At 56.9% G+C, this 23,161-nt stretch carries 24 protein-coding genes; 13 read left to right on the forward strand and 11 right to left on the reverse strand.

Annotated features, from left to right (window positions below; genetic code table 11):
• Window positions 1-126: 126 nt before the first annotated feature.
• Window positions 127-1,554, reverse strand: a complete 1,428-nt coding sequence (locus IQ241_RS13140) for a dihydrolipoyl dehydrogenase family protein (RefSeq protein ID WP_193907860.1) — start codon at window positions 1,552-1,554, stop codon at window positions 127-129.
• Between the two features lie 124 nt (window positions 1,555-1,678).
• On the opposite strand from IQ241_RS13140, the gene IQ241_RS13145 reads away from it, so the two are divergent.
• The 3 genes from IQ241_RS13145 to rfbB all read left to right on the forward strand — a co-directional run bounded on the left by IQ241_RS13145 (window position 1,679) and on the right by rfbB (window position 3,644).
• On the forward strand, window positions 1,679-2,269 hold the full coding sequence (locus IQ241_RS13145) for a hypothetical protein (RefSeq protein WP_193907862.1): 591 nt from the start codon (window positions 1,679-1,681) through the stop codon (window positions 2,267-2,269).
• A gap of 107 nt (window positions 2,270-2,376) precedes the next feature.
• Complete coding sequence (locus IQ241_RS25985) at window positions 2,377-2,511, forward strand: hypothetical protein (RefSeq protein ID WP_265579893.1); 135 nt, start codon at window positions 2,377-2,379, stop codon at window positions 2,509-2,511.
• Between the two features lie 62 nt (window positions 2,512-2,573).
• On the forward strand, window positions 2,574-3,644 hold the full coding sequence (rfbB, locus tag IQ241_RS13150) for a dTDP-glucose 4,6-dehydratase (RefSeq protein ID WP_193907864.1): 1,071 nt from the start codon (window positions 2,574-2,576) through the stop codon (window positions 3,642-3,644).
• 70 nt (window positions 3,645-3,714) lie between these two features.
• Here rfbB and IQ241_RS13155 read toward each other — a convergent pair whose 3' ends face one another.
• From IQ241_RS13155 to IQ241_RS13170, 4 genes are all read right to left on the reverse strand, one after another.
• Entirely contained in the window at window positions 3,715-4,080 is a 366-nt protein-coding gene (locus tag IQ241_RS13155) for a DMT family transporter (RefSeq protein ID WP_193907866.1), read from the reverse strand.
• Between the two features lie 63 nt (window positions 4,081-4,143).
• Window positions 4,144-5,100: an RNA polymerase sigma factor, RpoD/SigA family gene (locus IQ241_RS13160; protein ID WP_193907868.1), complete on the reverse strand. Its 957-nt coding sequence runs from the start codon at window positions 5,098-5,100 to the stop codon at window positions 4,144-4,146.
• Window positions 5,101-5,651: 551 nt separating this feature from the next.
• On the reverse strand, window positions 5,652-6,512 hold the full coding sequence (locus tag IQ241_RS13165; RefSeq protein ID WP_193907870.1) for an SDR family oxidoreductase: 861 nt from the start codon (window positions 6,510-6,512) through the stop codon (window positions 5,652-5,654).
• Window positions 6,513-6,651: 139 nt separating this feature from the next.
• A complete protein-coding gene (locus tag IQ241_RS13170) occupies window positions 6,652-6,825 on the reverse strand; it encodes a hypothetical protein (protein WP_193907872.1) in 174 nt (57 codons plus the stop codon).
• A 131-nt stretch (window positions 6,826-6,956) separates the two neighbouring features.
• Here IQ241_RS13170 and IQ241_RS13175 point away from each other — a divergent pair, with 131 nt between their 5' ends.
• Complete coding sequence (locus IQ241_RS13175; protein WP_193907874.1) at window positions 6,957-7,574, forward strand: hypothetical protein; 618 nt, start codon at window positions 6,957-6,959, stop codon at window positions 7,572-7,574.
• A 157-nt stretch (window positions 7,575-7,731) separates the two neighbouring features.
• Window positions 7,732-8,475, forward strand: a complete 744-nt coding sequence (locus tag IQ241_RS13180) for a hypothetical protein (RefSeq protein ID WP_193907876.1) — start codon at window positions 7,732-7,734, stop codon at window positions 8,473-8,475.
• A gap of 25 nt (window positions 8,476-8,500) precedes the next feature.
• Here IQ241_RS13180 and IQ241_RS13185 read toward each other — a convergent pair whose 3' ends face one another.
• Together IQ241_RS13185 and IQ241_RS13190 are read right to left on the reverse strand one after the other, a co-directional pair.
• Window positions 8,501-9,805, reverse strand: a complete 1,305-nt coding sequence (locus IQ241_RS13185; protein WP_193907904.1) for an MFS transporter — start codon at window positions 9,803-9,805, stop codon at window positions 8,501-8,503.
• Window positions 9,806-10,135: 330 nt separating this feature from the next.
• Complete coding sequence (locus IQ241_RS13190; RefSeq protein ID WP_193907878.1) at window positions 10,136-11,500, reverse strand: FAD-binding oxidoreductase; 1,365 nt, start codon at window positions 11,498-11,500, stop codon at window positions 10,136-10,138.
• Window positions 11,501-11,566: 66 nt separating this feature from the next.
• Here IQ241_RS13190 and IQ241_RS13195 point away from each other — a divergent pair, with 66 nt between their 5' ends.
• The gene (locus IQ241_RS13195; RefSeq protein WP_193907880.1) at window positions 11,567-11,926 is read left to right on the forward strand and encodes a DUF3566 domain-containing protein; all 360 of its coding nucleotides are present in this window, start codon (window positions 11,567-11,569) and stop codon (window positions 11,924-11,926) included.
• Here IQ241_RS13195 and IQ241_RS13200 read toward each other — a convergent pair.
• Complete coding sequence (locus IQ241_RS13200; RefSeq protein ID WP_193907882.1) at window positions 11,897-12,685, reverse strand: isochorismatase family cysteine hydrolase; 789 nt, start codon at window positions 12,683-12,685, stop codon at window positions 11,897-11,899. The two genes, IQ241_RS13195 and IQ241_RS13200, sit on opposite strands and share 30 nt — an antisense overlap.
• 130 nt (window positions 12,686-12,815) lie before the next feature.
• Between IQ241_RS13200 and IQ241_RS13205 the strand changes: the two genes are divergently transcribed.
• From IQ241_RS13205 to IQ241_RS13230, 6 genes are all read left to right on the forward strand, one after another.
• Window positions 12,816-13,202 carry a resolvase gene (locus tag IQ241_RS13205; protein ID WP_228021669.1) on the forward strand — a complete coding sequence of 129 codons (387 nt, stop codon included), beginning with the start codon at window positions 12,816-12,818 and terminating at the stop codon, window positions 13,200-13,202.
• A 295-nt stretch (window positions 13,203-13,497) separates the two neighbouring features.
• On the forward strand, window positions 13,498-13,632 hold the full coding sequence (locus IQ241_RS25990) for a hypothetical protein (protein WP_265579894.1): 135 nt from the start codon (window positions 13,498-13,500) through the stop codon (window positions 13,630-13,632).
• Window positions 13,633-13,757: 125 nt separating this feature from the next.
• Complete coding sequence (locus IQ241_RS13215; protein WP_193907886.1) at window positions 13,758-14,270, forward strand: inorganic diphosphatase; 513 nt, start codon at window positions 13,758-13,760, stop codon at window positions 14,268-14,270.
• 266 nt (window positions 14,271-14,536) lie between these two features.
• Window positions 14,537-16,282 (forward strand): peptide ABC transporter substrate-binding protein, encoded by a 1,746-nt coding sequence (locus tag IQ241_RS13220; protein ID WP_228021670.1) that lies wholly within the window; start codon window positions 14,537-14,539, stop codon window positions 16,280-16,282.
• Between the two features lie 6 nt (window positions 16,283-16,288).
• A complete protein-coding gene (locus tag IQ241_RS13225; protein ID WP_193907890.1) occupies window positions 16,289-17,245 on the forward strand; it encodes an ABC transporter permease in 957 nt (318 codons plus the stop codon).
• Window positions 17,245-18,150 (forward strand): ABC transporter permease, encoded by a 906-nt coding sequence (locus tag IQ241_RS13230; RefSeq protein WP_193907893.1) that lies wholly within the window; start codon window positions 17,245-17,247, stop codon window positions 18,148-18,150. Before IQ241_RS13225 ends, IQ241_RS13230 begins: the two co-directional genes overlap by 1 nt.
• Here IQ241_RS13230 and IQ241_RS13235 read toward each other — a convergent pair.
• Window positions 18,147-18,980 carry an Rpn family recombination-promoting nuclease/putative transposase gene (locus IQ241_RS13235; protein ID WP_193907895.1) on the reverse strand — a complete coding sequence of 278 codons (834 nt, stop codon included), beginning with the start codon at window positions 18,978-18,980 and terminating at the stop codon, window positions 18,147-18,149. The two genes, IQ241_RS13230 and IQ241_RS13235, sit on opposite strands and share 4 nt — an antisense overlap.
• Window positions 18,981-19,115: 135 nt before the next feature.
• Here IQ241_RS13235 and IQ241_RS13240 point away from each other — a divergent pair, with 135 nt between their 5' ends.
• A complete protein-coding gene (locus IQ241_RS13240; RefSeq protein WP_193907897.1) occupies window positions 19,116-19,841 on the forward strand; it encodes an LmeA family phospholipid-binding protein in 726 nt (241 codons plus the stop codon).
• A 107-nt stretch (window positions 19,842-19,948) separates the two neighbouring features.
• Here the strand turns inward: IQ241_RS13240 and IQ241_RS13245 are convergent, their stop codons facing one another.
• Together IQ241_RS13245 and IQ241_RS13250 are read right to left on the reverse strand one after the other, a co-directional pair.
• The gene (locus tag IQ241_RS13245; protein ID WP_193907899.1) at window positions 19,949-21,682 is read right to left on the reverse strand and encodes an ArnT family glycosyltransferase; all 1,734 of its coding nucleotides are present in this window, start codon (window positions 21,680-21,682) and stop codon (window positions 19,949-19,951) included.
• Window positions 21,683-21,731: 49 nt separating this feature from the next.
• Window positions 21,732-23,078, reverse strand: a complete 1,347-nt coding sequence (locus tag IQ241_RS13250; RefSeq protein WP_193907901.1) for a PQQ-dependent sugar dehydrogenase — start codon at window positions 23,076-23,078, stop codon at window positions 21,732-21,734.
• Window positions 23,079-23,161: the final 83 nt, after the last annotated feature.

A 23,161-nucleotide genomic window follows, 5' to 3' on the forward strand; every position in this document is an offset into this window, starting at 1 on the left:
TGAATATGGCTGGAGCAAAAGGGCCTAATCCAAAGTCCCCAGTTTGGCTGTGGATTGTCTTGCTACTACCAGATTTCTGGCTCAAGCAGCGGTTGACTTGAAAAGTTTGAATACCGCGATCACACTCTAAGCAATCGACCGACGGAAGTTAAAAAACTTCCGCAGCACAGTTTGCAGGAATTCGTTTTTGGCGTACTTCTGCTTGGTGAGCTGTAGGGCCGCCTTGCTGTTGATTTCCGACAGGGTAGGGTAGATGTGGATAAAGCTTTTCAGCGTGTCTATCTTCATTTTGTGGCTCATCGCCAGGACGACTTCGTGAATCAGTTCGCCTGCATGGGGGCCGACGATGTGAGCGCCCAGGATTTCGCCATTGCTGCGGGTAATAAATTTGGCAAAGCCGTAGCCTGCCGCCTCGGCTAGAGCCCGATCGACCTCGGCAAACTCATGCTTGAGGATGTAGACATCGTCGCCGTAGCGATCGCGGGCCTGCTGCTCGGTCAGCCCCACCCGAGCCAGTTCAGGATTCGTAAAAGTGGCCCAGGGAATGACGCGGTAGTCGGCCTTTTTAGTCGGAAAAATCAGTGCGTTTTGCATGGCCACGGCGGCTTCGTAGCCCGCTACGTGGGTAAACTGGTAGCCACCGATGACGTCTCCAGCGGCGTAAATTCGCTTGTTGGTGGTCCGCAGCTTTTCGTCTACCTTGATCCCGGTCTTGCCGCATTCCACCCCGGCTGCTTCCAAATTGAGCGAGCCGACGTTGGGGGTGCGACCCGTGGCGACCAAAATTTCATCAGCAACGACGACCTGATCGCCCACATAGAGGTGCTTTTTGCCGTCGATCACCTGAACTTTCTGCGCCCGGCTGTTGGTTAGAACGCGGATGCCCTCCCACTCAAACTGCTTCTGCACGACGCTGGCGGCTTCGGGCTCTTCTCTATGCATGATTGTGTCGCGGCTGGCAATCAGCGTCACCTCCGAACCCAGCCGCGAGAAGGACTGGCCTAGCTCGCAGCCGATCGGCCCGGCCCCGATTACCGCCAATGAAGCGGGTCGTGCTTTCATCGAGAAAACCTGAACGTTGGTCAGGAAACCGGCTTCCTGCAAACCCTCGACTGGCGGCATGGCCGGATGGGAGCCAGTCGAAATCAGAAATGCCCGGGCACTCAGCCGCCGTCCATTGACCTCAAAGGTACGCGAGTCTAAAAACTGCCCCTGGCCGTAGATTACGTCTACACCGAGGGATTCAAAGCGCTCGGTAGAATCGTATTCTTGAATCATGCCGACCACCTGCTGAACGTGGCTGAGGGCTTTGGCAAAGTCAATCTGGGGGGCAGAGGTATGAATACCAAAGTCTGACGCAGTTTTAACATCGTAGGCAATCTGCGCGGCATGGATCATCGACTTGCTGGGGACGCAGCCATAGAATAGACAGTCGCCGCCCAGCAGATGCTTCTCGACCAGGGCGACCCGGGCTTTGAGCTGAGCCCCAGCGCTGGCAGCGACTAACCCGGCTGAACCGCCGCCAATAATAACTAAGTCGTATTCTACTGACATGCTTCAACTCCTTCAATTCGCCGTTGCAGACCTGCGTTTTTCTGAGCGTAGAATGCTTACCTGAGTCTTTACTGAGAAACCTCCCTAATATTAAAGATTTTCACCGTAAGCTAAGGTGAACCAAATGAGCGAACTTATCTTATATGCCTGCCCCACGGGCGAGCTGGCCGCCCAGCTGGAAGATTACTTTCGCCACAGCCGTCGCCGCTGTGGGCCAAATGCGGCCCATGCCTACATGCCGCACTGCACCCTAACCGGCTTCTTTCAGGCTGAAAGCCAGGCCATTCCCCGCTATGTGCAGGCGCTGGAGAAAGCGACCGCTCAGGTTTTGGAACAAAGGTCAGAAGCCGCGTATAGCCTAAGGGACAGCAACCCTTCGGTAATGGCTAGCGCTAGGGCAGAGCGTCTTCAAGGGAGAGTCGCCATTCAGTCTCTCCAGTTTCATCCCCTCTGGCATGGCTTGGAGCTCGCCTCTGACTGGCTCTGTCAGCTCGCAGCTCGCTTCGCCCGGTACTCCCCGTCAGCCCCCGCCCTGAGGCTAAAGGACTGGCTGCACCTCAGCTTGGCCTACGATTTCGACCCTGCTCAGGCCCCGGAGCTGGAGCAGCTGGCTCGGGCCAAAATTGACATACAGGCAGAAGTCCGCTGGGAGCTGCGTCTTTACGAAAGAAATGAGAACAGGACCTGGCACTGCCATCGCCAGCTCGCGGTTTAAGTTGCCGGGGTTCCGCAATGGGTTAATATCTCCCCTATGACGTTGAGCGCCAGAGTAATGAAAACTCAACTGCCCCAGACCCGGCTGCTGCAGCCCCGAGGGTTTGAATGACCCGGATTCTTCTATTTGGGGTGCAGGGTCAGGTCGGGCAAGAGCTGATCAGAACCTTATCGCCGCTAGAAGAGCTCATGGCCCGGGGCGAACTGTTTGGCGTGTTCGCGAAGCGTCGCCGTAGGCGTTAGGAGTGATGGGGTAGGGGCATGGTTGCCATGCCCGGATGGGTTGATGTAGCAATAGGGGTTTGATGGCAGACGGTATGCGGCGGATTTTGGTGACCGGGGGGGCTGGGTTTATTGGCTCTAATTTTGTCCGGTGGTGGTGCGGGCAGAATCCTGGGCAGGTGGTGGTTTTGGATGCGCTGGTCTATTCGGGGAATCGGGCTAGTCTAGCGGAGTTGGGGGCGGAGCAGCTGCGGTTTGTACAGGGGGATATCTGCGATCGCGCCCTGGTCTCCAAACTACTAGAAGCAGCAGCCATTGATACAATCATTCACTTTGCGGCGGAATCTCACGTGGACCGCTCAATTTTGGGACCGGCAGCCTTTGTCCAAACCAACATGGTGGGGACGTTTACGCTGCTGGAGGCGTTTCGCGATCGCTGGCAGACCCAAGGCAAGCCGGCTGACTATCGCTTTTTACACGTTTCGACGGATGAAGTCTACGGCAGTCTGGGGCCAGACGATCCGGCCTTTACAGAAACAACGCCCTACGCGCCTAACAGTCCCTACTCGGCTTCCAAGGCGGGCAGCGATCACCTGGTGCGGGCTTACTTCCATACTTACGGGCTGCCGACGCTGATTACCAACTGTTCAAATAACTATGGCCCCTACCAGTTTCCCGAGAAGCTAATCCCGCTGATGTGCGTCAACATTTTGCTGGGGCGCTCGCTGCCGGTCTACGGCGATGGCCAGAACCTGCGCGACTGGCTACATGTCAGCGACCACTGTGGCGCGATCGCGACTGTCCTGAACCAGGCGCAGCCGGGCGAAGTTTACAACATCGGCGGCAATAATCAGGTCAAAAATATCGACATCGTCCACCAGCTCTGCGACCTGATGGATGATAGGGCTGGGGAACTGCCGGTCTTCCCCGCTCGCCAGCTAATTACCTTTGTCACCGATCGCCCGGGCCACGACCGCCGCTACGCTATGGATATCCACAAAATTCAGCGCGATCTCGGCTGGTCACCCCAGTTTGACTTTAGTACGGGCCTCAAGCAAACCGTCGAATGGTACCTCACCCACCGCGACTGGTGGCAGCCGCTGCTGTCTGAGGAATATCAAACTTTCTATCAAAAGCTCTATGGTCCGGGGTGATCGGGTGATCGGGTGATCGGGTCAAGAGTACTCCCCTACGCCATCACGCCATCACTCCCCACTCCCCCTCTCACCGCGATACCACCAAAACCACCCCGCAAATAATCAACCCCAGCCCCACCGCCCGAGTCAGCGGGATGGCTTCTTGAAAAATAAAGTAGCCAATTAGTACCGAGGATAGATAGATCAGCGAGGCGCTGGGGGCCGCGACGCTTAGCTTGACCCGGGTGAGTAGCAGGATATAGGCGATCGCGCCTACCCCGTAGGCCATTAGGCCAGCCACCAGTTCGGGCGTGGCGACAATGCTGAGTATGTGCTCAATCGCATTGCCTGCGGTCACTTTGCCGAGCTTCACAGCGCCTAGCTTGAGCAGCAGCTGACCGATGGAGCTGGTCAGGATGGAAATCAGCAGCAGGCCAAATTCAGGTAGGGTCACGCCGAGCTTGTAAGAATAGAATTCGGCTCATCATAACAGCTATTTAGGCCGCTATCGGGTCAGCTATCCAGCCAGATATTCGCGCATGTCGGCCTGTCGCTTGCGCAGCTTATTCAGGGCTTCTCGCTCGATCTGACGCACCCGCTCACGACTGATGCTGAGGAGTTCGCCAATTCTTGCTAGGGTCATATTCTGACCGTCTCTCAGGCCAAACCGCAGCGATAGGACTTCTTGCTGCTGCGGGGTGAGGTCGGCCATCAGCCGCGCTAGGTCTCGGCGTAGCGAGGTTTGGGTAGCGAAGTCTTCGGGCGACGGTCCCACGTCTTCGAGCAGGTCGCTGAGCTGGGTATTCTGGTTATCACCGACCCGTAAATCGAGGGAGAGGGGCTGCCGCGACTTGTCAATATAGTCGCGCACCTGCTTCGGCGTCAGGTTCACCGCTTCGGCTAGCTCAGCGATGGTCGCTGCTCGGCCCTCTTGCTGGGCGAACTGGCGCTGGGCCTTTTTGATTTTGTTGAGCTTTTCAGTAATGTGGATGGGGAGACGGATGGAGCGGCTTTTTTCCGCGATCGCGCGAGTAATCGCCTGACGAATCCACCAGTAGGCATAGGTCGAAAAGCGATAGCCCTTGGTCGGATCAAATTTTTCGACGCCGCGCTGCATGCCAATCGTGCCTTCCTGAATCAGATCGAGCAGGTCAACATTGCGTTTGATGTACTTCTTCGCTACTGAAACCACCAGCCGCAGGTTGGCCTCAACCATCTTGCGCTTAGCCAGCTCACCCGCCTGAATCATGCGGTTTAACTCTTTTTCAGAAAGCTCGGCCGCTTCAGCCCATTCGTGTCGCTGCGGCTCGCGATCAAGCCGTTCTGCCAATTCAGCTCGCTGCTCTAGCAGCCCCATCATTTTCTGAACTTGCTTACCGTAAATAATTTCTTGCTCGTGGGTCAGTAGGGGAACGCGGCCAATCTCCTTAAGGTAAGTGCGGACTAAGTCGTTGGACGTAGGAGCAGCTTTCATATGTTAAACAGGACTGAATAATGTAGACCTAGAAGCGAGCTGATATCGACTGGTATCAGGTGAGCACTGGCGTCAGAATAGCCCCACCCTGACGGCTTAAAATCCAATGGTCTTACTTTTTAACCGCAAAGCTAGTTAAAAACAGCCAATATCGCCACATGTGTAAAGTGATTGTAACAATAAAGCAGCGTTTATGAGAATAAAACTAGCCTCTCTAAAGATAGATTCGGATTAGCACCCTGCTGACCTGAAGTTTAGGTCGCCCCTGCCCAAGGCCTCGGAGCCGTTATCGCCGATAGGATAGCTGGTTCAGAGAAATCAGACTGCATCGATGATGACAAAATAGCGACTTTGATCCGCTTAAACTAAAATTAATTTTTGTTTTAAAACTTAATTTTATTTTTATAGAGTTTAAGTCAGCTGTTTTCAGATTGATTCAATTTTCGCTTCTTTTGCCGCCGCCAGCCATAAAACAAGCCAATGATCACCATGATCATTGGCTTTCACCTTGTACTGACTAAGCTATAGCAGGCTCAGCTCGTAACGCCTGGCTATCCGCCGACTACAACGCCGCCATTGGGATGCAGTACCTGACCGGTCATATAAGAAGCATCCTCCGAAGCCAGGAAGACAAAGCAGGTTGCGACCTCTACGGGCTGTCCCGGACGCTGCATCGGTACCTGTTTGCCAAAGCCCTCGACGCTTTCGGCTGGCATCGCATCGGGGATAAAGGGCGTCCAGATTGGGCCTGGGGCAACGCCGTTGACTCGGATTTTGCGGTCCATTAGGCGGCTAGCTAAAGAGCGGGTGAAGGCCAGATTAGCGCCTTTGGTGGTGGAGTAGCTGAGCAGCGATGCGTTGCCCTTGTAGGCATTGATCGAGGTGGTGATGATAATGCTGCTGCCTTCTTTCAGGTGGGGCAGGGCCGCATTGACGAAATAAAACATCGGAAAGACATTGGTGCCAAAGATGCTGCCCAACCGAGCCGCATCAATTTCATCCATATCTCCCTCGGTGTATTGCTCGGCCGCATTGCTCACTAATATATCGAGCTGACCCAGCTGGTCTACAGTCTGCTGCACGGCCTCGCCGCAGAACTGGTCGTTACTGATATCGCCGGGAATCAGCAGGCAGCGCCGGCCCTGAGCTTCGACCAGCTGCTGGGTTTTTTCGGCATCACCATGCTCATCTAAATAGACAATGGCAACGTCGGCCCCCTCTTTGGCATAGAGAACAGCCACTGAGCGACCGATACCGCTATCGCCGCCGGTAATCAGCGCGACTTTGCCCTTGAGCTTACCGCTGCCCTTGTAGCTATCGCGATCGTACTGAGGAGGAGGTGTCATTTCTGACTCTAGGGCAGGCTGGCGGTCCTGAGTCTGAGCTGGAATCTGGTCGGCAGAAATTGTCATAGGGTACTCCTGTAGAGGGTCAACAGATGGGTAACGTTTCCCAATACAGCGGCTGCGGCAGAAAATTTTAACTGTCCTAAAGTAGAGATCGCTAGGCCAAACTATTTCCTGCCTGAGTTGGAGGCGCGGTTAGAGGCGTTCACTCGCCATCGACGGGCTGGCCGCCGATGGTAATTGACACCAGGAGCTGAAAAACCAGGCCGCAGAGGGCGACAAATAGCAGCAGCATCAGGGGAGCCAGACCGGCCAGCGGAAAGACGACTAACAGCAGCAGGCTTAGGAGTAAAGCCAGTTTCACCCAGGAATTTTGCATCTTTGTAGTTTCTCTATCCAACGACTCGCTTCTTAGTGTAACGAACGAGGTGAAAGTCCTTCTCTAGCCAGAGGGATGAAGGGAAACAGGTTCTGTAACCTCATGAATGGAGCTAAATCTAGGTATTTCAAATGACTAAATTCAAATCTTTATTCAGCTGGCAGAAGCTGCGTAGCCTGGCTATTGTCTTTATCGCCGGGGCGCTGCTGTGGGTGAGCACCGCCTGTAGCCAGTCTCCTAATGCGGACATGAATGAAGCTGACTCGGTGTCCCAAAAGCGCACTAGCAATAACGGCCAGCCTGGCCAGCTGATGGATAATTACGATGAAGTGCAACCCCGTACCGGCGGCATGAATCAGTATGAAGATGTCGATCCGCGACGGGCGACATCGGACGTGAAAGGACGGGTGAACAATCTGCTGGATGAGGTTGACCGAAAGGCCGCCCAGAACGATGGCTTGGCTGAGAGTGTGACAGCAGCGGTTGAGGATGCGCCCTTGACCAACGCGGCTGAAGAAGCTACGGGTACTAATAACCTGACCGGCAAAAGGGCGGGTATCTCCAATAATAAGGACAATAGCAAAACCGAAGCGGCTATCAACCGGGCCAAGGCCAACCTTAGCGACACGGCTGAAAACGCCGATCAGCTGGCTAGAGAAAGCGTTTCGCGAACTCAGCGGACGGCTGAGCGAGCTGGCGACTATATGCAGGAAAAGGCTGCTAATGCTGCCGATTCATTGGATAGTTAGGTCAGCATAGACATCAGGCAGCGTTGAGATCAGGCAGCGTTGAGATTTTCTCAACCGGCCTATTTCTTATATCCTGAGGCATTACAGTAAAAGCGTCGGAGTGAAGGATTTGGTCCTTTCATCCCGACGCTTTAGGGTTGGCTGATATTATCGCGCTGTGACTTCAGAAACCGTTATTTTAGCTGGACTTTTAGCTTTAGGGCTGGCGTTCATCCATCTATACGGCTGCCGCCTACATTGGCTGCATCGCGTTCCTCGAAGTCGCTGGCTCTCTCTAGGCAGTGGTGTTTCAGCAGCCTACGTGTTTGTGCATATTCTGCCGGACCTGAGCTCGGCTCAAACTACGGTAAAGAGCCGCCTAGACGAAAACCTAAGCTATTTAGAACACCACGCCTATCTAATGGCGCTGGTAGGGATGCTGATGTTCTACGGTCTGGAGCGGGTCGCGCGGCAGTCGCGTCAGGAAAGCCGAGAGCAGGGTAGGGGCGACTATACGCATCCTGGTATTTTCTGGCTGCATATGGTTTCTTTTGCGCTCTATAACGCGCTGATTGGCTACCTGCTGCTGCATCGCGAAGAACCGGGCCTGGGTAGCCTGCTGATTTACGCAGGCGCGATGGCGCTGCATTTTGTCGTCAACGATTACGGCCTGCGGGAAGACCATAAAAAAGCCTATGACCACCAAGGCCGCTGGATTTTGGCTGGGGCGGTGATTTTTGGCTGGGTGCTGGGCAGCCAGGTCAGTTTGAGTGAAGCCGCGATCGCGACCCTCTTCGCCTTTCTCGCAGGCGGCATTATCCTAAACGTGCTCAAGGAAGAGCTGCCCGAAGAAAATGAAAGCCGCTTTTGGGTATTTGCCCTGGGCGCAGGCGGCTATTCGGCGCTGCTGCTGTCGCTGTAGCCCTATCAATCCCTATTGCTACAGATTATTGAACCGAAGACTGCTGGTAGACGGCTTCAGCGGTCTCTGTAGCCGATTCTACCGGCTGCACGCGCTGCATCAGCAGCGCCGCCACCAGCATAAAGCTGCCGCCAATCACCACTGCGGTCAGGCGGTTCTCATCCAGCACGTTGATCATCAGCCAGCCCAGCCCTAAGGAGGCGATAATCTCAGGCAGCACGATAAAAAGATTGAAAATTCCCATATAGAGACAGCTTTGCTCGGGCTCTAAAGCGTCGATTAGCAGCGCGTAGGGCAGCGCCAGCAGACTAGCCCAGGCAATGCCTACCCCCACCATCGATAGCAGCACCATGTAGGGATCATGGATCAAGCCAAGGGACATCAGCCCAACGGCGCCCGCAATTAAGCAAAGCGTGTGCGTCAGCTTAGCGCCAATCGCCCGTACCAGATGGGGCAGCGCAAAGGCGAAGATGCAGCAGACAGCGTTGTATAGCGCAATGCAGAGTCCGGCCCAGGCAATGCCTTCGGCGTAGAGAGCCGACCCCTGACTGCTGGCACCCAGGATATTGCGCGCGATCGCGGGTGGAAAGTACAGAAACATGCAGAACATCCCCAGCCAGCTAAAGCTCTGCACCCAGGCCAGCTGCCGCATCACCGGCGGCATATGCCAGAGCGCTGAGCCCATCTCACGCACCATGGTGTTCAGTCCTTCCCCCAAACCAGGCGAGGACTGCTCTTCAGTCGGTTCAGCCGGCGGTGCTTCGCGGACGCTGACCACGGTCCACAGTACCGAGATCAAAAACGCCATGGCGCCGATATAAAACGACAGCTTCACCGCAAAGGGTACCTCGTTGCCGTCGGCCTCCGCCAGGTGAAAGCCGTGGGTCAGCACCCAGGGCAGCGCCGCCGCCGCGATCGCGCCTAGCCCCTGGAGCAGACTCTGTACCGAAAAACCCGCTGTCAGCTGATCCTCTGGCAGCAGGTCACCCACAAAAGAGCGAAACGGCGTCATGCTGACGTTGATCGAAGTATCTAAAACCCACAGCAGCCCGGCCACCATCCACAGGCTAGAAGCATTGGGCATCAGCACCAGCGCTACAGAGCTCAAGATGGCACCAGCCAAAAAATAGGGACGCCGCCGACCCAGCGGGCTGCGGGTGCGATCGCTGAGGTAGCCAATCACCGGCTGCACCACCAGCCCAGTCAGCGGTGCCGCCAGCCACAGCAGCGGCAGCTGATGCGCGTCGGCCCCCAAATATTCGAAAATGGCGCTGGTATTGGCCATCTGCAGGCCCCAGCCCACCTGGATGCCAAAAAAGCCAAAGCTCATATTCCAGAGCTGCCAAAACCCTAGTCGATGCGGCGGTGGGGCTGAGTTGGGTTCAGTATTTTCTAAAGCTTTAATAGTTTCGATAGTTTCGACTGAGTTCCCAGCACCAGGCATGAAATAGACCTATGGACAGCAAAGAGAAAATTGAGTTTCTCCCAATCACGAGTTAATTCCCAACCATTATAGGAAAAGACCGGCCCCAAGCCATTTCGGCTACCCGCCAATCCCTACTCACCCCTCTTCTCTCTCCACCTATCCGTCCCCAACCCAATCATCGCACTGCATGGGCAGGGAGACCCAGCCCCTACCTACCCATCCACCCGCTACTCTCTACTCACTACCCTCCATCCACCCCCGCATCTTCCCCGGATTCATCAGCCCATAGGGATCCACCTTCGCCTTAAACGCCAGCTGCCCTCGATCGACCCTCTTCCGCCCGCCGTCTTCCAAAATGCAGGTGTGGGGATTGGCGATGAAGGCTCCCCGGTCTTCGTGATAGCGAATAATTTCGTCCAGCCGCTCCGGCGTCGAGAAGCGCACCAGCTGCAGCCCGGCTGGCACAATATTGCCCTGAACCCGCAGAAATTCTAGGTGCATCATCACCTCGTTGCCAAAGTGGTGATACATCTCCTCTAGCAGCTTCAGCTCGGGATCGTAGGGAAACAGGGTTTGCAGATAGGTCAAACTGGGGTCAACGTTGCGGGCATGGAGGGTGGTGTGGTTCCAGGTGAACTCGCCCAGGGCACTGCCCTTACTATCGGCGGCTCCCTTTTCAGCGGTTATGGTCCCGCCAAATTCCTTCACCAGCTCGCCCAGCGGCTCCAGGCAGGACTCGGACACGATGAGCAAAACCGCCGACTGCTCTGCGGGCAGGGCCGTCTGGAGGGCGGCAAAGTAGCTGGGAATCGGCCAGGCATGGACGCTGATTAGCTTAGAAATAATCCCGTCGCTGCTGCCCAGGCGCTGGCCAAACCGGGAGGCGGTCATGAAGTCTTCAAAGGTGACGATTACCTCAGCCCAGGGATAGGCGGCACCCAGAGGAATTTCTAGCTCGGTGATAATGCCATTGGTGCCGTAGGCGTGGTTGACCTGCTGGACGGCGTCGCCGCGCAGCTCAATCACCCGGGGTTCGTCCTCCAAGGTGACGACGCGGAGGGCGTGGAGGTTGCCGCGATCGCGCAGCTGCCCGTAGCGCACAGACCCAATTCCGCCGCTACCGCCGGCGATAAAGCCGCCAATCGTCGCCGTGCGATAGGTCGAGGGCGCCATGCGAATTTCCCAGCCCTGGGGCCGGGTGATCCGGTCGATTGCCGCGAGTCTGGCTCCCGGTTCAACGCAGGCCAGTCCGGGCTTTACCCATTTGACGGCGTTCATGGCGGTCAGGTCGAGGATGACGCCGCCCTCAAGCGGGATCGCCTGCCCATAGTTGCCGGTGCCTGCGCCGCGAACTGTCAGCGGTACTCGATTAGCCACACAGGCTCGCGCCACCTGTAAGACTTCAGCCTCGGTTTTGGGCCGCACCACCAGGTCACCGGTCTTATCGTCGAGGGCGGTTTTGAGAATGGGACTGAAGTAGTAATAGTCTTTAGAAAGCTTGGCCACCTGGATGGGGTCGCGGATGGTTTCGATGTCGCCTAGCTCGGTGGCGAAGGCGTCCCAGTTGATAGCGGTATGAGTGGAGGTTTGGGGGGTCATGGAGTGATCGGGTGATGGGGTGATCGGGTACAGTGGCTGAGATGCGATCGCTAGGAGTTTGCTGTCATGACCATTCGTAAAGTAACCATTCGTAAAGTCGATGCGCTCTCTGCAGCTAAAATTCAGGGCAGCGTATTGGGGCTGTTCGGGCTGATATTGGCTGTACTATTCGCACTTTTTCTGATGGCTGGCATCACATTGGACAGCGATGCTCCTGACTCTGCGATTCCAGGCGTGGTGGGTGGGGTAAGTATGATTATCTTTCTTCCGCTCTTTTACGCTATTCTCGGGTTTATTTTCGGGCTTGTCGGTGCCTTAATCTACAATCTGGTGGCTAAGGTCGTCGGTGGGATAGAGCTAGAGTTTGACTACAATCAGGGGCAGCTGATCGAGCCTTTAGAGACCCCGGTCGAGCCCATGCAGTAGCTGGTCGGCGCTGGAGACAAAGCCAAAGCACTGGTTGACATTGTAGACCGTCGCCTGCATACAGTAGTCGGGCGACGTGGTGGCGGTGCAGTCGCGTAGCAAAATGCAGTCGTAGCCTAGAAAATTGGCGTCTTGCAGGGTGGCCATGACGCACTGATCGGCGTTCACCCCGGCAAAAAATAGCGTGGTTTTGCCCAGATTGCGTAGGATGCTGTCGAGGGGCGTATCCCAGAAGCCGCTCATGCGGTACTTATCAATTTTAATATCGGCGGCTTCTTGAACTAACTCATCGATGACAGCGGCGGCCCAGCTGTCTTTGGTCAGTACGGGAGCGCCACGCTTGGGCAACGGACTGCCGAGCCCCACACCGTCTCCCGTCGGATTGTAGACATGGCGCAGCCCGGCGCTGATGTTGAGCAGGTCGGGCCGGTTGCCCCAGTTCAGCCAGATCACCGGTATCTTTGCCTGTCGCAGCTGGGGCAGCAGGCGCTGTAGCGGCTCTACCGGCTGGCTGGCAGCGGTCACATCGACGCCGATATGGGCCAGCCAGCCGTCGGGGTGGCAAAAGTCGTTTTGCATATCGATGACAATGCAGGCGGACTTGGCCAGGTCTAGCCGCAGCTGCTTAGTCTCAGTTGACAGCGCAATCACCCGCTGAGCTAAAGCCGGACGGGTGATATCAGCGCTATCGGCATCAACCTGCCAAGCATTGGGCGGCGGACCTAGCGTATGGAGAGGGCGGGTATGGGGAGGGCTCATAGTCTTCAGTCAGTACAAGCAGTATAGGTGAACGGGTTGAATAGCTGAGAGACATTGGCTCAACCCGTAGGCGCACAGGTTAAGCTTATTACGATTCAACTGAGACTAGTTTCTACACCGCGCTGCCTTCATGCATTCTTCCTTCAGCCAGGCAAACGATCCGTCAGCCGACCCGAGCCGAGTTTCTATCGAAGAAAACCATCTTTTGTCTGTCGATGCCGTCCAAAAAATCCTGAATCGGTCCCGCGCCTCGGTCTATCGCTATGCGAACACCGACCCGCTTTTAATGAACCCACCCTTTGACCCCAACCGCCTCAATCCTGAGATCCGCGACCATAAGGAAGCGGCGCTGATGTTTCACCCCAACGAGGTCGCTCGCTTTGCCCAGGATGTCTTGGGGATCAAGCAGGTCACCATCGAAGTTAGCCCGCCCGCTGAAACGGTGACCCACCAGCTTTTGCAGCAGATCCTAGCTGAGCTGCAGTCAATTCGAGCGCTGCTTAAGGCACAGTCCTAGCGGAAAACCGCCCATTAAGATCGGCAAATTTGCTGTGCTCAAGCTTGGTCAGCGGTGCTAACGTCATAGGAAAGTGAGACGGTAGCTGATCACACGGAAAGTCTTCAGCAAAGACTTAACCTAGGGATAAGCTGTCTTGCCCGCCTAATCACTAAGATTATGGCTGAAAGGTAGATCACTCAGCAGGATTAAATCCCCTGACTGCCAGTTTCGTCCTTTCCTTTGCACCCTTTCCCCGTATTTTATGCAATCGGTCAGTCAAACAGATAAACCTCCGCAACCTCCGTCAGGCCGAATGGCCAGCTTTATTGGCTATTTCATTGCCCTGACGACCGTTGCCCTCCCTCTGTTTGTCATCGCGCACTTTTCCTCGGCTCAGGTGGAACCCTTCGAGCAGCCCTCCTATTCGTTTATGCGATTCCGAGAATAGCGCCTGTCACTGACTGCGACCCGTCCTTCTTCCCCTAAAATGCTAGCTGGGGAAGTCTGCTGACCGTGGCCTGCCGCCATGATCAGCAGACTTTTCCATGAAATTTAGCAATTTGGAGAAGCCCTGTGGACCTATCTCGCATTCCAGCCCAGCCCAAGCCTGGACTGATCAACGTGCTGATTGAAATTCCGGCTGGTAGCAAGAATAAGTACGAGTTTGACAAGGACATTGCCGCCTTTGCCCTTGATCGCGTTCTCTATTCGTCGGTGCAGTATCCCTACGACTACGGCTTTGTCCCCAATACCCTAGCTGACGACGGCGATCCGCTCGACGGTATGGTGCTAATGGACCAGCCGACCTTTCCCGGCTGCGTCATCCCGGCTCGCCCGATCGGGATGCTAGAGATGATCGACGGCGGCGATCGCGATGAAAAAATTCTCTGCGTCCCCGATGCCGACCCCCGCTTCACCCAGGTCAAATCCCTGGACGATGTGTCGCCCCACCGGCTGGATGAAATTGCCGAGTTCTTTAAGACTTATAAAAATCTGGAAAAGAAAGTCACCGAAATTCTCGGCTGGAAAGATATTGACCAGGTGCAGCCGCTGATTGAGGAGTGCATCGCTGCGGTTAAAAAATAGGCCAGGCGAGGTTGGCTGCTGATTGACTAATAAATCTCTGTCCCCTCGTCCCCCAACCCCTCCGAGAGAGAAGGGGAGCTAGAATTCAAAATCCTTCTCCCCCCGGGAGAAGGATTTTGGATGAGGGATAGGTAACTTTTGTCGGTTAACCCAGGGTTAGCGGTGTGATTTTTTTAGCAATATGCTGTGGTGGTATCGTCTAGCATGGGCTGCGGTAGCGCGATCGCGCCAATCCAATCCGATCATTCAGGAGCAGTATGGATTTCATGGGACAATTTCGTCGCCGCTGGTGGGGCAGGTTCTTCAGCCTGTTTTGGGTAGCGCTGCTGAGCGTTGGACTGTTTGCCGCCTGCAACCAAAACAGTTCCCCTAGCTCAGACGCCGATACCCCAGCTTCTGAAGCCGCCGGGGGCTCCCTTCGCCTGCTCTACTGGCAGGCCCCAACCGTGCTCAACCCGCACCTTTCCACCGGGATTAAAGACATTGAGGCTAGCCGCCTGGTACTGGAGCCGCTGGCCGAATACAACGCGGATGAGGAGCTGACGCCCACCCTGGCGGCTGAGATTCCCTCGCGGGAGAATGGCGGCCTGGGCGAAGACGGCACCACCGTCACCTGGACACTCAAGGACGACGTGCTCTGGTCTGACGGCGAACCCTTCACCGCTGAAGACGTGGCCTTCACCTATGACTTTCTCAGCAATCCTGAAACCGGCGCCACCTCGACCGAGTTCTACGGCGACATTGCCTCGGTGGAAGCGGTGGACGACCAGACCGTGAAGATTACCTTTAGCCAGCCGACGCCCGCCTGGTCGCAGCCCTTCGTCGGCACTAGCGGCATGATTCTGCCGCAGCATGTGTTTCAAGACTATGTGGGAGCTCAGGCCCGCTCGGCCCCGGCCAATACCCAGCCGGTCGGCACGGGTGCCTACCAGGTGGTCGAGTTCAAGCCCGGCGATACGATTATCTACGAGCCCAATCCCAACTTTCGAGGCGAACCCTCTGCCTTTGAGCGGTTAGAGCTGAAGGGCGGCGGCGATGCCGTCTCTGCCGCCCGCGCGGTTTTGCAGACGGGAGACGCGGACTTTGCCTGGAATGTGCAGGCTGAACCGGCGATTATTCAGGGCTTAGAAGCGGGCGGCCAGGGCGAAATGCGCTACGTGTTTAAGCCGCTGATGGAGCGCATTTTCTTCAACTTCTCCGACCCCAACCAGGAGGTCAACGGCCAGCGCTCCAGCGCTGAGACAGAGCACCCCTTCCTGTCTGAAAAAGCCGTGCGGCAGGCGATTAGCCTGGCGATTGATCGGCAGACGATTACCGAACAGCTCTATGGCGAAGCCGGTGAGGTCGCAACCAACTTTATCGTTGCGCCAGATAAATATGTCTCGCCCAATACCGACTATGAGTTCGACCTGGAGCAGGCCGCCGCTCTGCTGGACGAGGCGGGCTGGGTAGACAGCAACGGCAACGGCGTTCGTGACAAAGACGGCGTGGAGATGAATATCCTGTTCACCACTTCTGTCAATCCGGTGCGCCAGAAGACGCAGGAAATTATCAAGCAAAACCTCGAATCGATTGGCCTGGCGGTGGAGCTGAAGAGCGTTGATGCCAGCGTTTACTTTGGCGACCCGGCCAACCCCGACTCGGCCAGCCGCTTTAATGCCGACCTCCAGCTCTTTGCCTTTGATAGCGAAACGCCCGAGCCTGATTCCTACATGCAGCTTTACGCCTGCGACCAGATCTCGCAGAAGGAAAATCAGTGGGGCAAGGAAAACGTGTCTCGCTACTGCAATCCCAAGTACGAAGCGCTGCTGACGCAGCTGGGCGAAACCCTCGACCCGGAGGCGCGGCAGGCCCTGCTGATCAAGATGAACGATCTGCTGATCGAAGATGTGGCCTTGATTCCCCTAGTGCATCGGAGCGATCCCTTAGCCGTCAGTCAGACGCTCAGCAATCTGGACTTTACCCCTTGGAGCGCCAGCACCTGGAAGCTGAATACCTGGGGCAGTCAGTAGGCCGCAATGCTCCGATATGCGCTCAAACAAGCGTTAATCGCCATCCCTACTCTGATCGCGATTAGCATCATCCTCTACACCATCCTGGCCCTGGCACCGGGCGACCCGCTGGGAGAGCTGGCCAGCAGCCCGTCGCTCACTCCAGACGTGCGGGAGAACGTGCGCCGGGCGCTGGGGCTGGACCAGCCCGCCTATATTCGCTATTTCAAATGGGCGGGTTCGTTTGTCACCGGCAATATGGGCTATTCCTTCGTCAGTCCGGTGCCCGTGAGCAGTCTAATTTTGCAACGGCTGCCGACGACGCTTTGGGTGGTGGGACTGGCCTATCTGCTGGCGATCGCGATCGCCTTCCCCCTCGGCATTCTCTCCGCCCTGAAGCGCTACTCACTGCTCGACCAGGTTGTCACTACGCTGACCTTCGTCGGCTTTTCGATTCCGACCTTTTTCACCGGGCTCTTATTTATCATCCTCTTTAGCGTCTGGCTGGGCTGGCTACCCTTTATCTATGACAGCACCCTCCAAATTCGCAATTTCAGCAGCCTGCTCGCCCAGGTGAAGCAGTCGATTATGCCGATTGCCGTCCTGGGGCTATTTCAGGCCGCCGTGCTGATGCGCTATATTCGCACGGCGGTGATTGAAGAGCTGGGGGCGGACTATGTGCGGACGGCCTATGCCAAAGGGCTGACCGGCTGGGCGGTGGTCAATCGGCATGTCCTGCGCAATGCCCTGATCCCGGTGGTGACGCTGATCGCTCTGGATATTCCCACTATTTTTACCGGGGCGCTGGTGACCGAGCAGGTCTTTCGGGTGCCAGGGCTGGGGTCGCTGCTGATCGACTCGATTGGCCGCAGCGATACGCCGGTGATTATGTCCATCACCTTTATCTATGCGATTCTGGTCGTGCTGTTTAACCTGGTTGCCGACCTGCTCTACGGCCTGCTCGACCCGCGCATTCGCTACTGATGACGTCTGCTCCGCCGCCAAACCTGAAACTAGCGCGCTGGCGAACCGCCTGGGCTCGCTTCTGCCGTGACCGAATGGCGGTGCTGGGCGGCCTAATCCTGCTGCTGATTTTGGTTGCGGTGCTGCTGGGTCCTGTGATTTATCCCATTTCCTACAGCGAAATCGATGTGACCCAGGCCACCGCCCCGCCGAGCTGGGCGCATCCGCTGGGCACCAACGCCCTAGGACAGGATCAGCTGGCTCGCATTCTCTGGGGCGGACGGGTTTCTGTCGCGGTGGGAATTACCGCGATGCTGGTTTCAATTTCGGTCGGCGTTCTGGTAGGTACGCTTTCTGGCTTTTACGGCGGCATCATCGACCAGGGGCTGATGCGCCTGACCGATCTGTTTCTCTCTCTGCCCCAGCTGCCGCTGCTGCTGCTGGTAATTTATTTATTTCGGGAGCCGGTACGCGCGATCGCGGGTCCTGAAATCGGCATTTTTCTGCTGATTATTTTGCTGATTGGCGGCCTCACCTGGATGACGCCGGCGCGGCTGGTGCGGGCCGGTTTTCTGACGCTAAAGCAGCGCGATTTCGTCACCGCCGTCCGCGCCCTCGGAGCTCAGCCCAGCCGGATTATCTGGGGCCATATCCTGCCCAATGTGATCGGCCCGGTGACGGTCGCGGCGACTCTGGGCGTCGGCAATGCGATCATCACCGAATCGACCCTCAGCTTCCTGGGCATTGGCTTTCCCCCCGATGTGCCCACCTGGGGCCGGATGCTTTTCGACGCGCAGAACTATCTGGTCTCAGCTCCGCACATGGTGATTTTCCCCGGGCTCGCCATTTTCTTTACCGTCCTCAGCATTAACTACGTCGGCGACGGCCTGCGCGACGCCCTAGACCCGCAGTCAAACCGCCCTTAGCTAGCCGTTTCCAACCACTGAACTAAATCGCTCTGCCCCTCAAAATCTAGCAGCGCCTCGCCCAGCATCTCTAGCTGCTCCAAAGGTAAAGACTCTATACGAGCGACTAACTCTGCGGGCACCGTTCCTACTAGTCGGCTTAGCTGTCGGACTATTAGCGTTATTTCTCCTTCCTGTCTCCCCTGTTGAAGACCCTGTTCTAATCCCTCAGCTTTAATGCTTTGGTAAACCACCGACTCTTGCATCAGCCTTCTCCCCAAAATCTGCCCGATTAATCCTTCCTCCAATACTAGCCCAGCCAGAATCGCCGCAGACGCGGCCAGGTTGACCTGAGTACTGCGCTCTGCAATCCCCTCAATTTGCCTAGCGACTTGACGCAAGGCCACTTCTGGACTGTCGGTGCGGCTGAGCGGGGCAAAGGGCAGAAGTCCCGGCAAGGATAAAAAAGGTTCCGTTGGCTGTTCCCATAGGCGAATCACCTCAAAGCAGTGACGGGTTTTTGCTAGCTCAAACGTAGTCTGCTCAACTAGAGGGGACTGAGTCTCTAGCAGATAGATGACGACCTGCCGAATCTCTCGCTCGGGCAGTCGGCGATGGATTCGTACCCAGTAGTCTAAAAGCCGAAAAGGGATAGCGGCGTCGGGCCGGGTTTGAAATTCCAAATGCAAAACTCGCTGCTCGGACTGGAGCAGCAGAGCGTCGGCACGGATGGGCTCTAGCAGCAGCTCTGACGGACTGAGTTCGCTAAAGCTAATGTCTTCTCCTAGCAACCATTGGGCGAAGTCAGCTGAAAAGGTCTCAACCAGATATTTACAAATTGCATCGAACATGTTCGCGATTTTAGCAGGCAGGCGATATGGCGGTTCCTCTACTGCCATGCCAAAGTCGTTTAAGGGATCAACAGCAGATAAACTGATATCTCAGATGAAATTTATTTGAATCTGCTCACAGCCAAAGTTTTTACTATGCCAGCTAATAAAACTGTTTCGGGGATCATTTCGGGGACGGCGCTTGTCCTTACGGCTACTGTCCTAGCGAGCTGTAGCCCAGCGGGCTATGTCGAACGCGGGATTGAGCGCGAGCTGCCGAAATATATTGGCCCCGCTGATAGCTACGATGTCGATATTGAGGGCTTGCAGCTGCGGTCAAACCAGGCCGACCGCGTCTTTGCAGTAGGCGAGCGGGTGCGTCCAGACGGCTCTCCCGTTTTGGACCGGCTGGAACTGGAGCTGCGGGGCGTTGAATTCAACCGCGATCAGGGACGCCTAGAGCGGGTCGAAAGCGCTGGGGCGGTAGCGCTGGTCCGCCCCGATGATTTAGCGGTGTTTTTGGCGAATAGCCGCAATGTTCAGGATGCTGAGATTGCGCTTCTACCCCCCAACCAGGCCACCATTCGAGTGAGGCCCAGCATCGGTGAATTTAATGCGCCGCCGGGCGTCACCGTCGATATCGCCGGTGAGCTGGTCGGGTCGGGTAGCCAGCTGAGCTTTGACGTTTCGTCAGTTCGGGCTGCCGGAATTAACCTGGGGAGTGGCGTCGCTCAGCGGCTTTCTCGCGAAATTAATCCCCTGGCTGACCTGTCCGGGCTGCCGGTGACGCTAACGATTAAAGATGTTCGGGTAGATGACGGGGCTATTCGGGTGGAGGTGACTGGGGATCCGAGTAGTTTTCAGCTGCCTGTGGGGGAGTAATGGTTAGAGGGTAGAGGGTGGAGAGTGGAGGGTGATGGAGTGGGGGAGTGATGGGGTGATGGGTGTTTGTGAAGTGTCGCTGTGGGTGTTAGGAGTGTGAGCTGGCTTTAGCGGTGGACTCGGGCGAGCTGGTAGGTGCCTTTTTGTAAAAGCACTTCCTGAGTTTGGCCAGGCTGGAGGGTGGCGGCTACTTCCTCGGGGTGGCCAACCAGTAAGAAAGAGTCGCTAGGGGAATCGGCGAGTTCTCCGGCTACGGCGGCAGGGTCGCCGATATAGTTGACTCGCCGTTGGCTGTAGAACACCAGGCTGGGTTTCATGAAGCCGACCATTACCACGGGCTCGTTTCTCTGCTGCTCGACGGCAACGGCGGTGGCGATTTGCTGAAGCGGCTGCTGGCGCAGGCTGTCGGCTAGCTGAAAGGCGGGCATTATTGTGAGCAGCACGAAGGCGGCGATCGCAATCAAATTCACGCTCCACAGCCAAACGGCTCGCCGCAGGATAACCAGAACGCATCCTGCGATCGCGGCCATGCCCCAAATCACCGCGGCCCGAGTGAATATGCCCGAGGCCCGGGCTAGATGGGGCAGGTTTGGCATGGTGGGGTCGTTGCCCATCCAGTTGGGGCTGTAGAGCGCGATCGCGCTGAGTCCCAGAAATAGCGCAATATTTGCCCAGGCGCTGGCCCAAAAGCCCCAGCCCAGCCGTCGAGGCTGGCTCAGGTAGTCACTCCAGGTGAGGCCGACTAAAATCCCGGCTGCTGGCATCAGCGGCAGGACGTAGCTCGGCAGCTTAGTCACTGATGCCGTAAAGAAGAGGAAAACGACGGCAAACCAGACTAGGGCAAACAGTCCCAGGTGCTGCGATCGCGGCAGCCTGCGCCAGTGCTGCACCCGCCAAAATTTCAGCCGAAAGATGGCTAGGGGCAAAAATCCCGACCAGGGGAGAAAGCCGATGGTGACGACGAGAAAATAGAAAAACCAGGGAGCGGCGTGGCGATTGACGACGCTGGTAAACCGCTGAAAATTGTGATAGCCAAAAAAGGAGTCTAGATAGGCTTCGCCATTCGCCAGCGTCACCAGGATGAACCAGGGCAGCGCGATCGCCAGAAACAGCAGCCCGCCCCGGAGCAGCCGCAGCTCCCGAAGGCCCTCGCGCAGCTTACCCAGGTAGAGCAAAAAGGAAATGATTGTCAGCCCTGGCAGCACCAGGCCCACCGGCCCCTTAGCCAGCACCGCCAGCGCCATGAAAACGTAGCCTGCGTAGTACCAGACCGCCTGTCGGTGGGGATATTCCGGCTGCGCATAGCCCAGAAAAAAGCTCAGCAGCGCCGAGCCTACGCAGGCGCTGAGCAACATGTCAGAAACGCCGATTCTGGCCCAGGCGATGGTTTCTGGATTGAGCGCGATCGCGGCTGCCCCAACCACGGCAGTCCAGAGCGCTGCTCCCGGCCGCTGCCCCACTGCCAGCTGGCCAAATCGCCGCAGCACATAAAAACCAAACCCGGTCAGCCCCGCTGCCGATAGCGCCGATGGCAGCCGCACCGTCCATTCACTCACGCCAAACAGGTGAAAGCCCACCGCCATCAGCCAGTAGACCAGCGGCGGCTTGTCAAAGCGCGTCACCCCGTTGAAGTAGGGCGTCACCCAGTCGCCGGTTTCAACCATCTGCCGGGCCGCTTCGGCAAACAGCGGCTCTGTCTCATCGACCAGGCCTACACTGCCAAGCTGCCAGCCAAAGCCAATCCAGCTGAGCAAGGCAACCCAACCGATGGCCAGGGCAGTCAGCGAAAGCGCCTGGCGGTCGATCAGCCGCTGAGGTTTAGAAGCGTCCAGCTTGGCCAAATTGCTCCTGAGGTCATTTGCAGACTTACTCTACTATCGTTTGCCAGATTTACGATGCCTCACCCGCATACTGAATCCGGTAAATGCGACCGTTGGCCTCTTCCGTCAGTAGCAGGCTACCGTCTGATAAAACCAGCAGCCCTACGGGACGGCCCCAAGTGGTTGGACCTGCCGGGTCAACCAGAAAGCCAGTCAAAAAGTCTTCGTAGTAGCCTAGCGGTCGCCCCGCGTTGTCGAAGGGAACGGAGACCACTTTGTAGCCCGTCCCCCGATCCCGGTTCCAGGAGCCGCGAAAGGCGACGAAGGCCCGGTTCCGGTAGGGCTCTGGGAACGTTATGCCGTCGTAAAACTGAAGCCCCAGGGCCGCCGAGTGCGACTGAAATAGGACATCTGGCGTTTGGGTTTGAGCGGCCTGCTCTGGGGCTCGACTGCGACCGTTGGTGGTCTGGCGGGGGTCCAGATTGTCTGGCGTCAGGTAGGTATAGGGCCAGCCGTAGAATTCCCCTGGCTGAATCCGCGTTAGGTAGTCGGGGACAAGGTTGTCGCCCAGGCCGTCGCGCTCGTTTACCGTGGTATAGAGCTCGCCTGTCTCAGGATGAAAGTCCAGCCCAACCGGATTGCGCAGTCCCGAGGCAAAGGTCTGCTGATTGGCGCCGTCTAAGTCCATCACCTGCACCGAAGCCCGGGGCAGCGGCTCCTGACTCACGTTCGACCGCGAGCCGACTGAGACATAGAGCTGGTCACCGTCCGGCGCAGCCACGACATTGCGCGTCCAGTGCTGGTTGTATCCCCCGCCTGGCAGGTCGGCGATCTTCTCGCCCCGTCCGTTCAAAGCCGTCTGCCCCGCCCGATAGGGAAATCGCACGACTGCATCGGTATTGCCCAGAAAGAAATAATCCTCCGCAAAGGCCATGCCAAAGGGAATGTTGAGCCCGTTGTTCGAACTGGCAAAGACGGTTTTTCCCTCAGCCACCCCGTCGCCATTCTCATCGCTCAGCCGCTGAATCCGATTTTGGCGCGTCTCCGTCACCAGTACGTCGCCCTCGGGCGTCAGCGCCAGCCAGCGCGGTCGGTCTAAGCCTTCGGCAAAAACGTTGACCTCAAAGCCTGGCGGCACCTGAAAGCTGGGGTTCTCAGGAATGGGGATGACGTTGGGCCTCTTGCTGGCGCTATCGGTCGCAAACGGCTCCGGCAGCTCTGCCAGCTCAATCTGAATCGGCTCTGGTGTGAACGACTGAACGGCAATTTGGCTGCTGCTGGGCGCGACGCTTACCGCAACATCCTCCACCTGCTGGGGAGCTTCCTGAGCCTCTTGAGCAGCTTCCTGGGTTCGCTCTCCCCCAGAACTACAGGCTCCTGCCAGCAGCAGTCCAAGCAACCAAACGCGATAGCGCATTGTCCTATTTTCCTAACGCCCCATCAATTCTAAAGTCTAAGCCCCCTGACTGTGCCCCACTCCCTACTCCCCCACGCCATCAC

The organism is Vasconcelosia minhoensis LEGE 07310 (genome assembly GCF_015207255.1).
Classification (GTDB): Bacteria; Cyanobacteriota; Cyanobacteriia; order Phormidesmidales; family Phormidesmidaceae; genus Vasconcelosia; species Vasconcelosia minhoensis.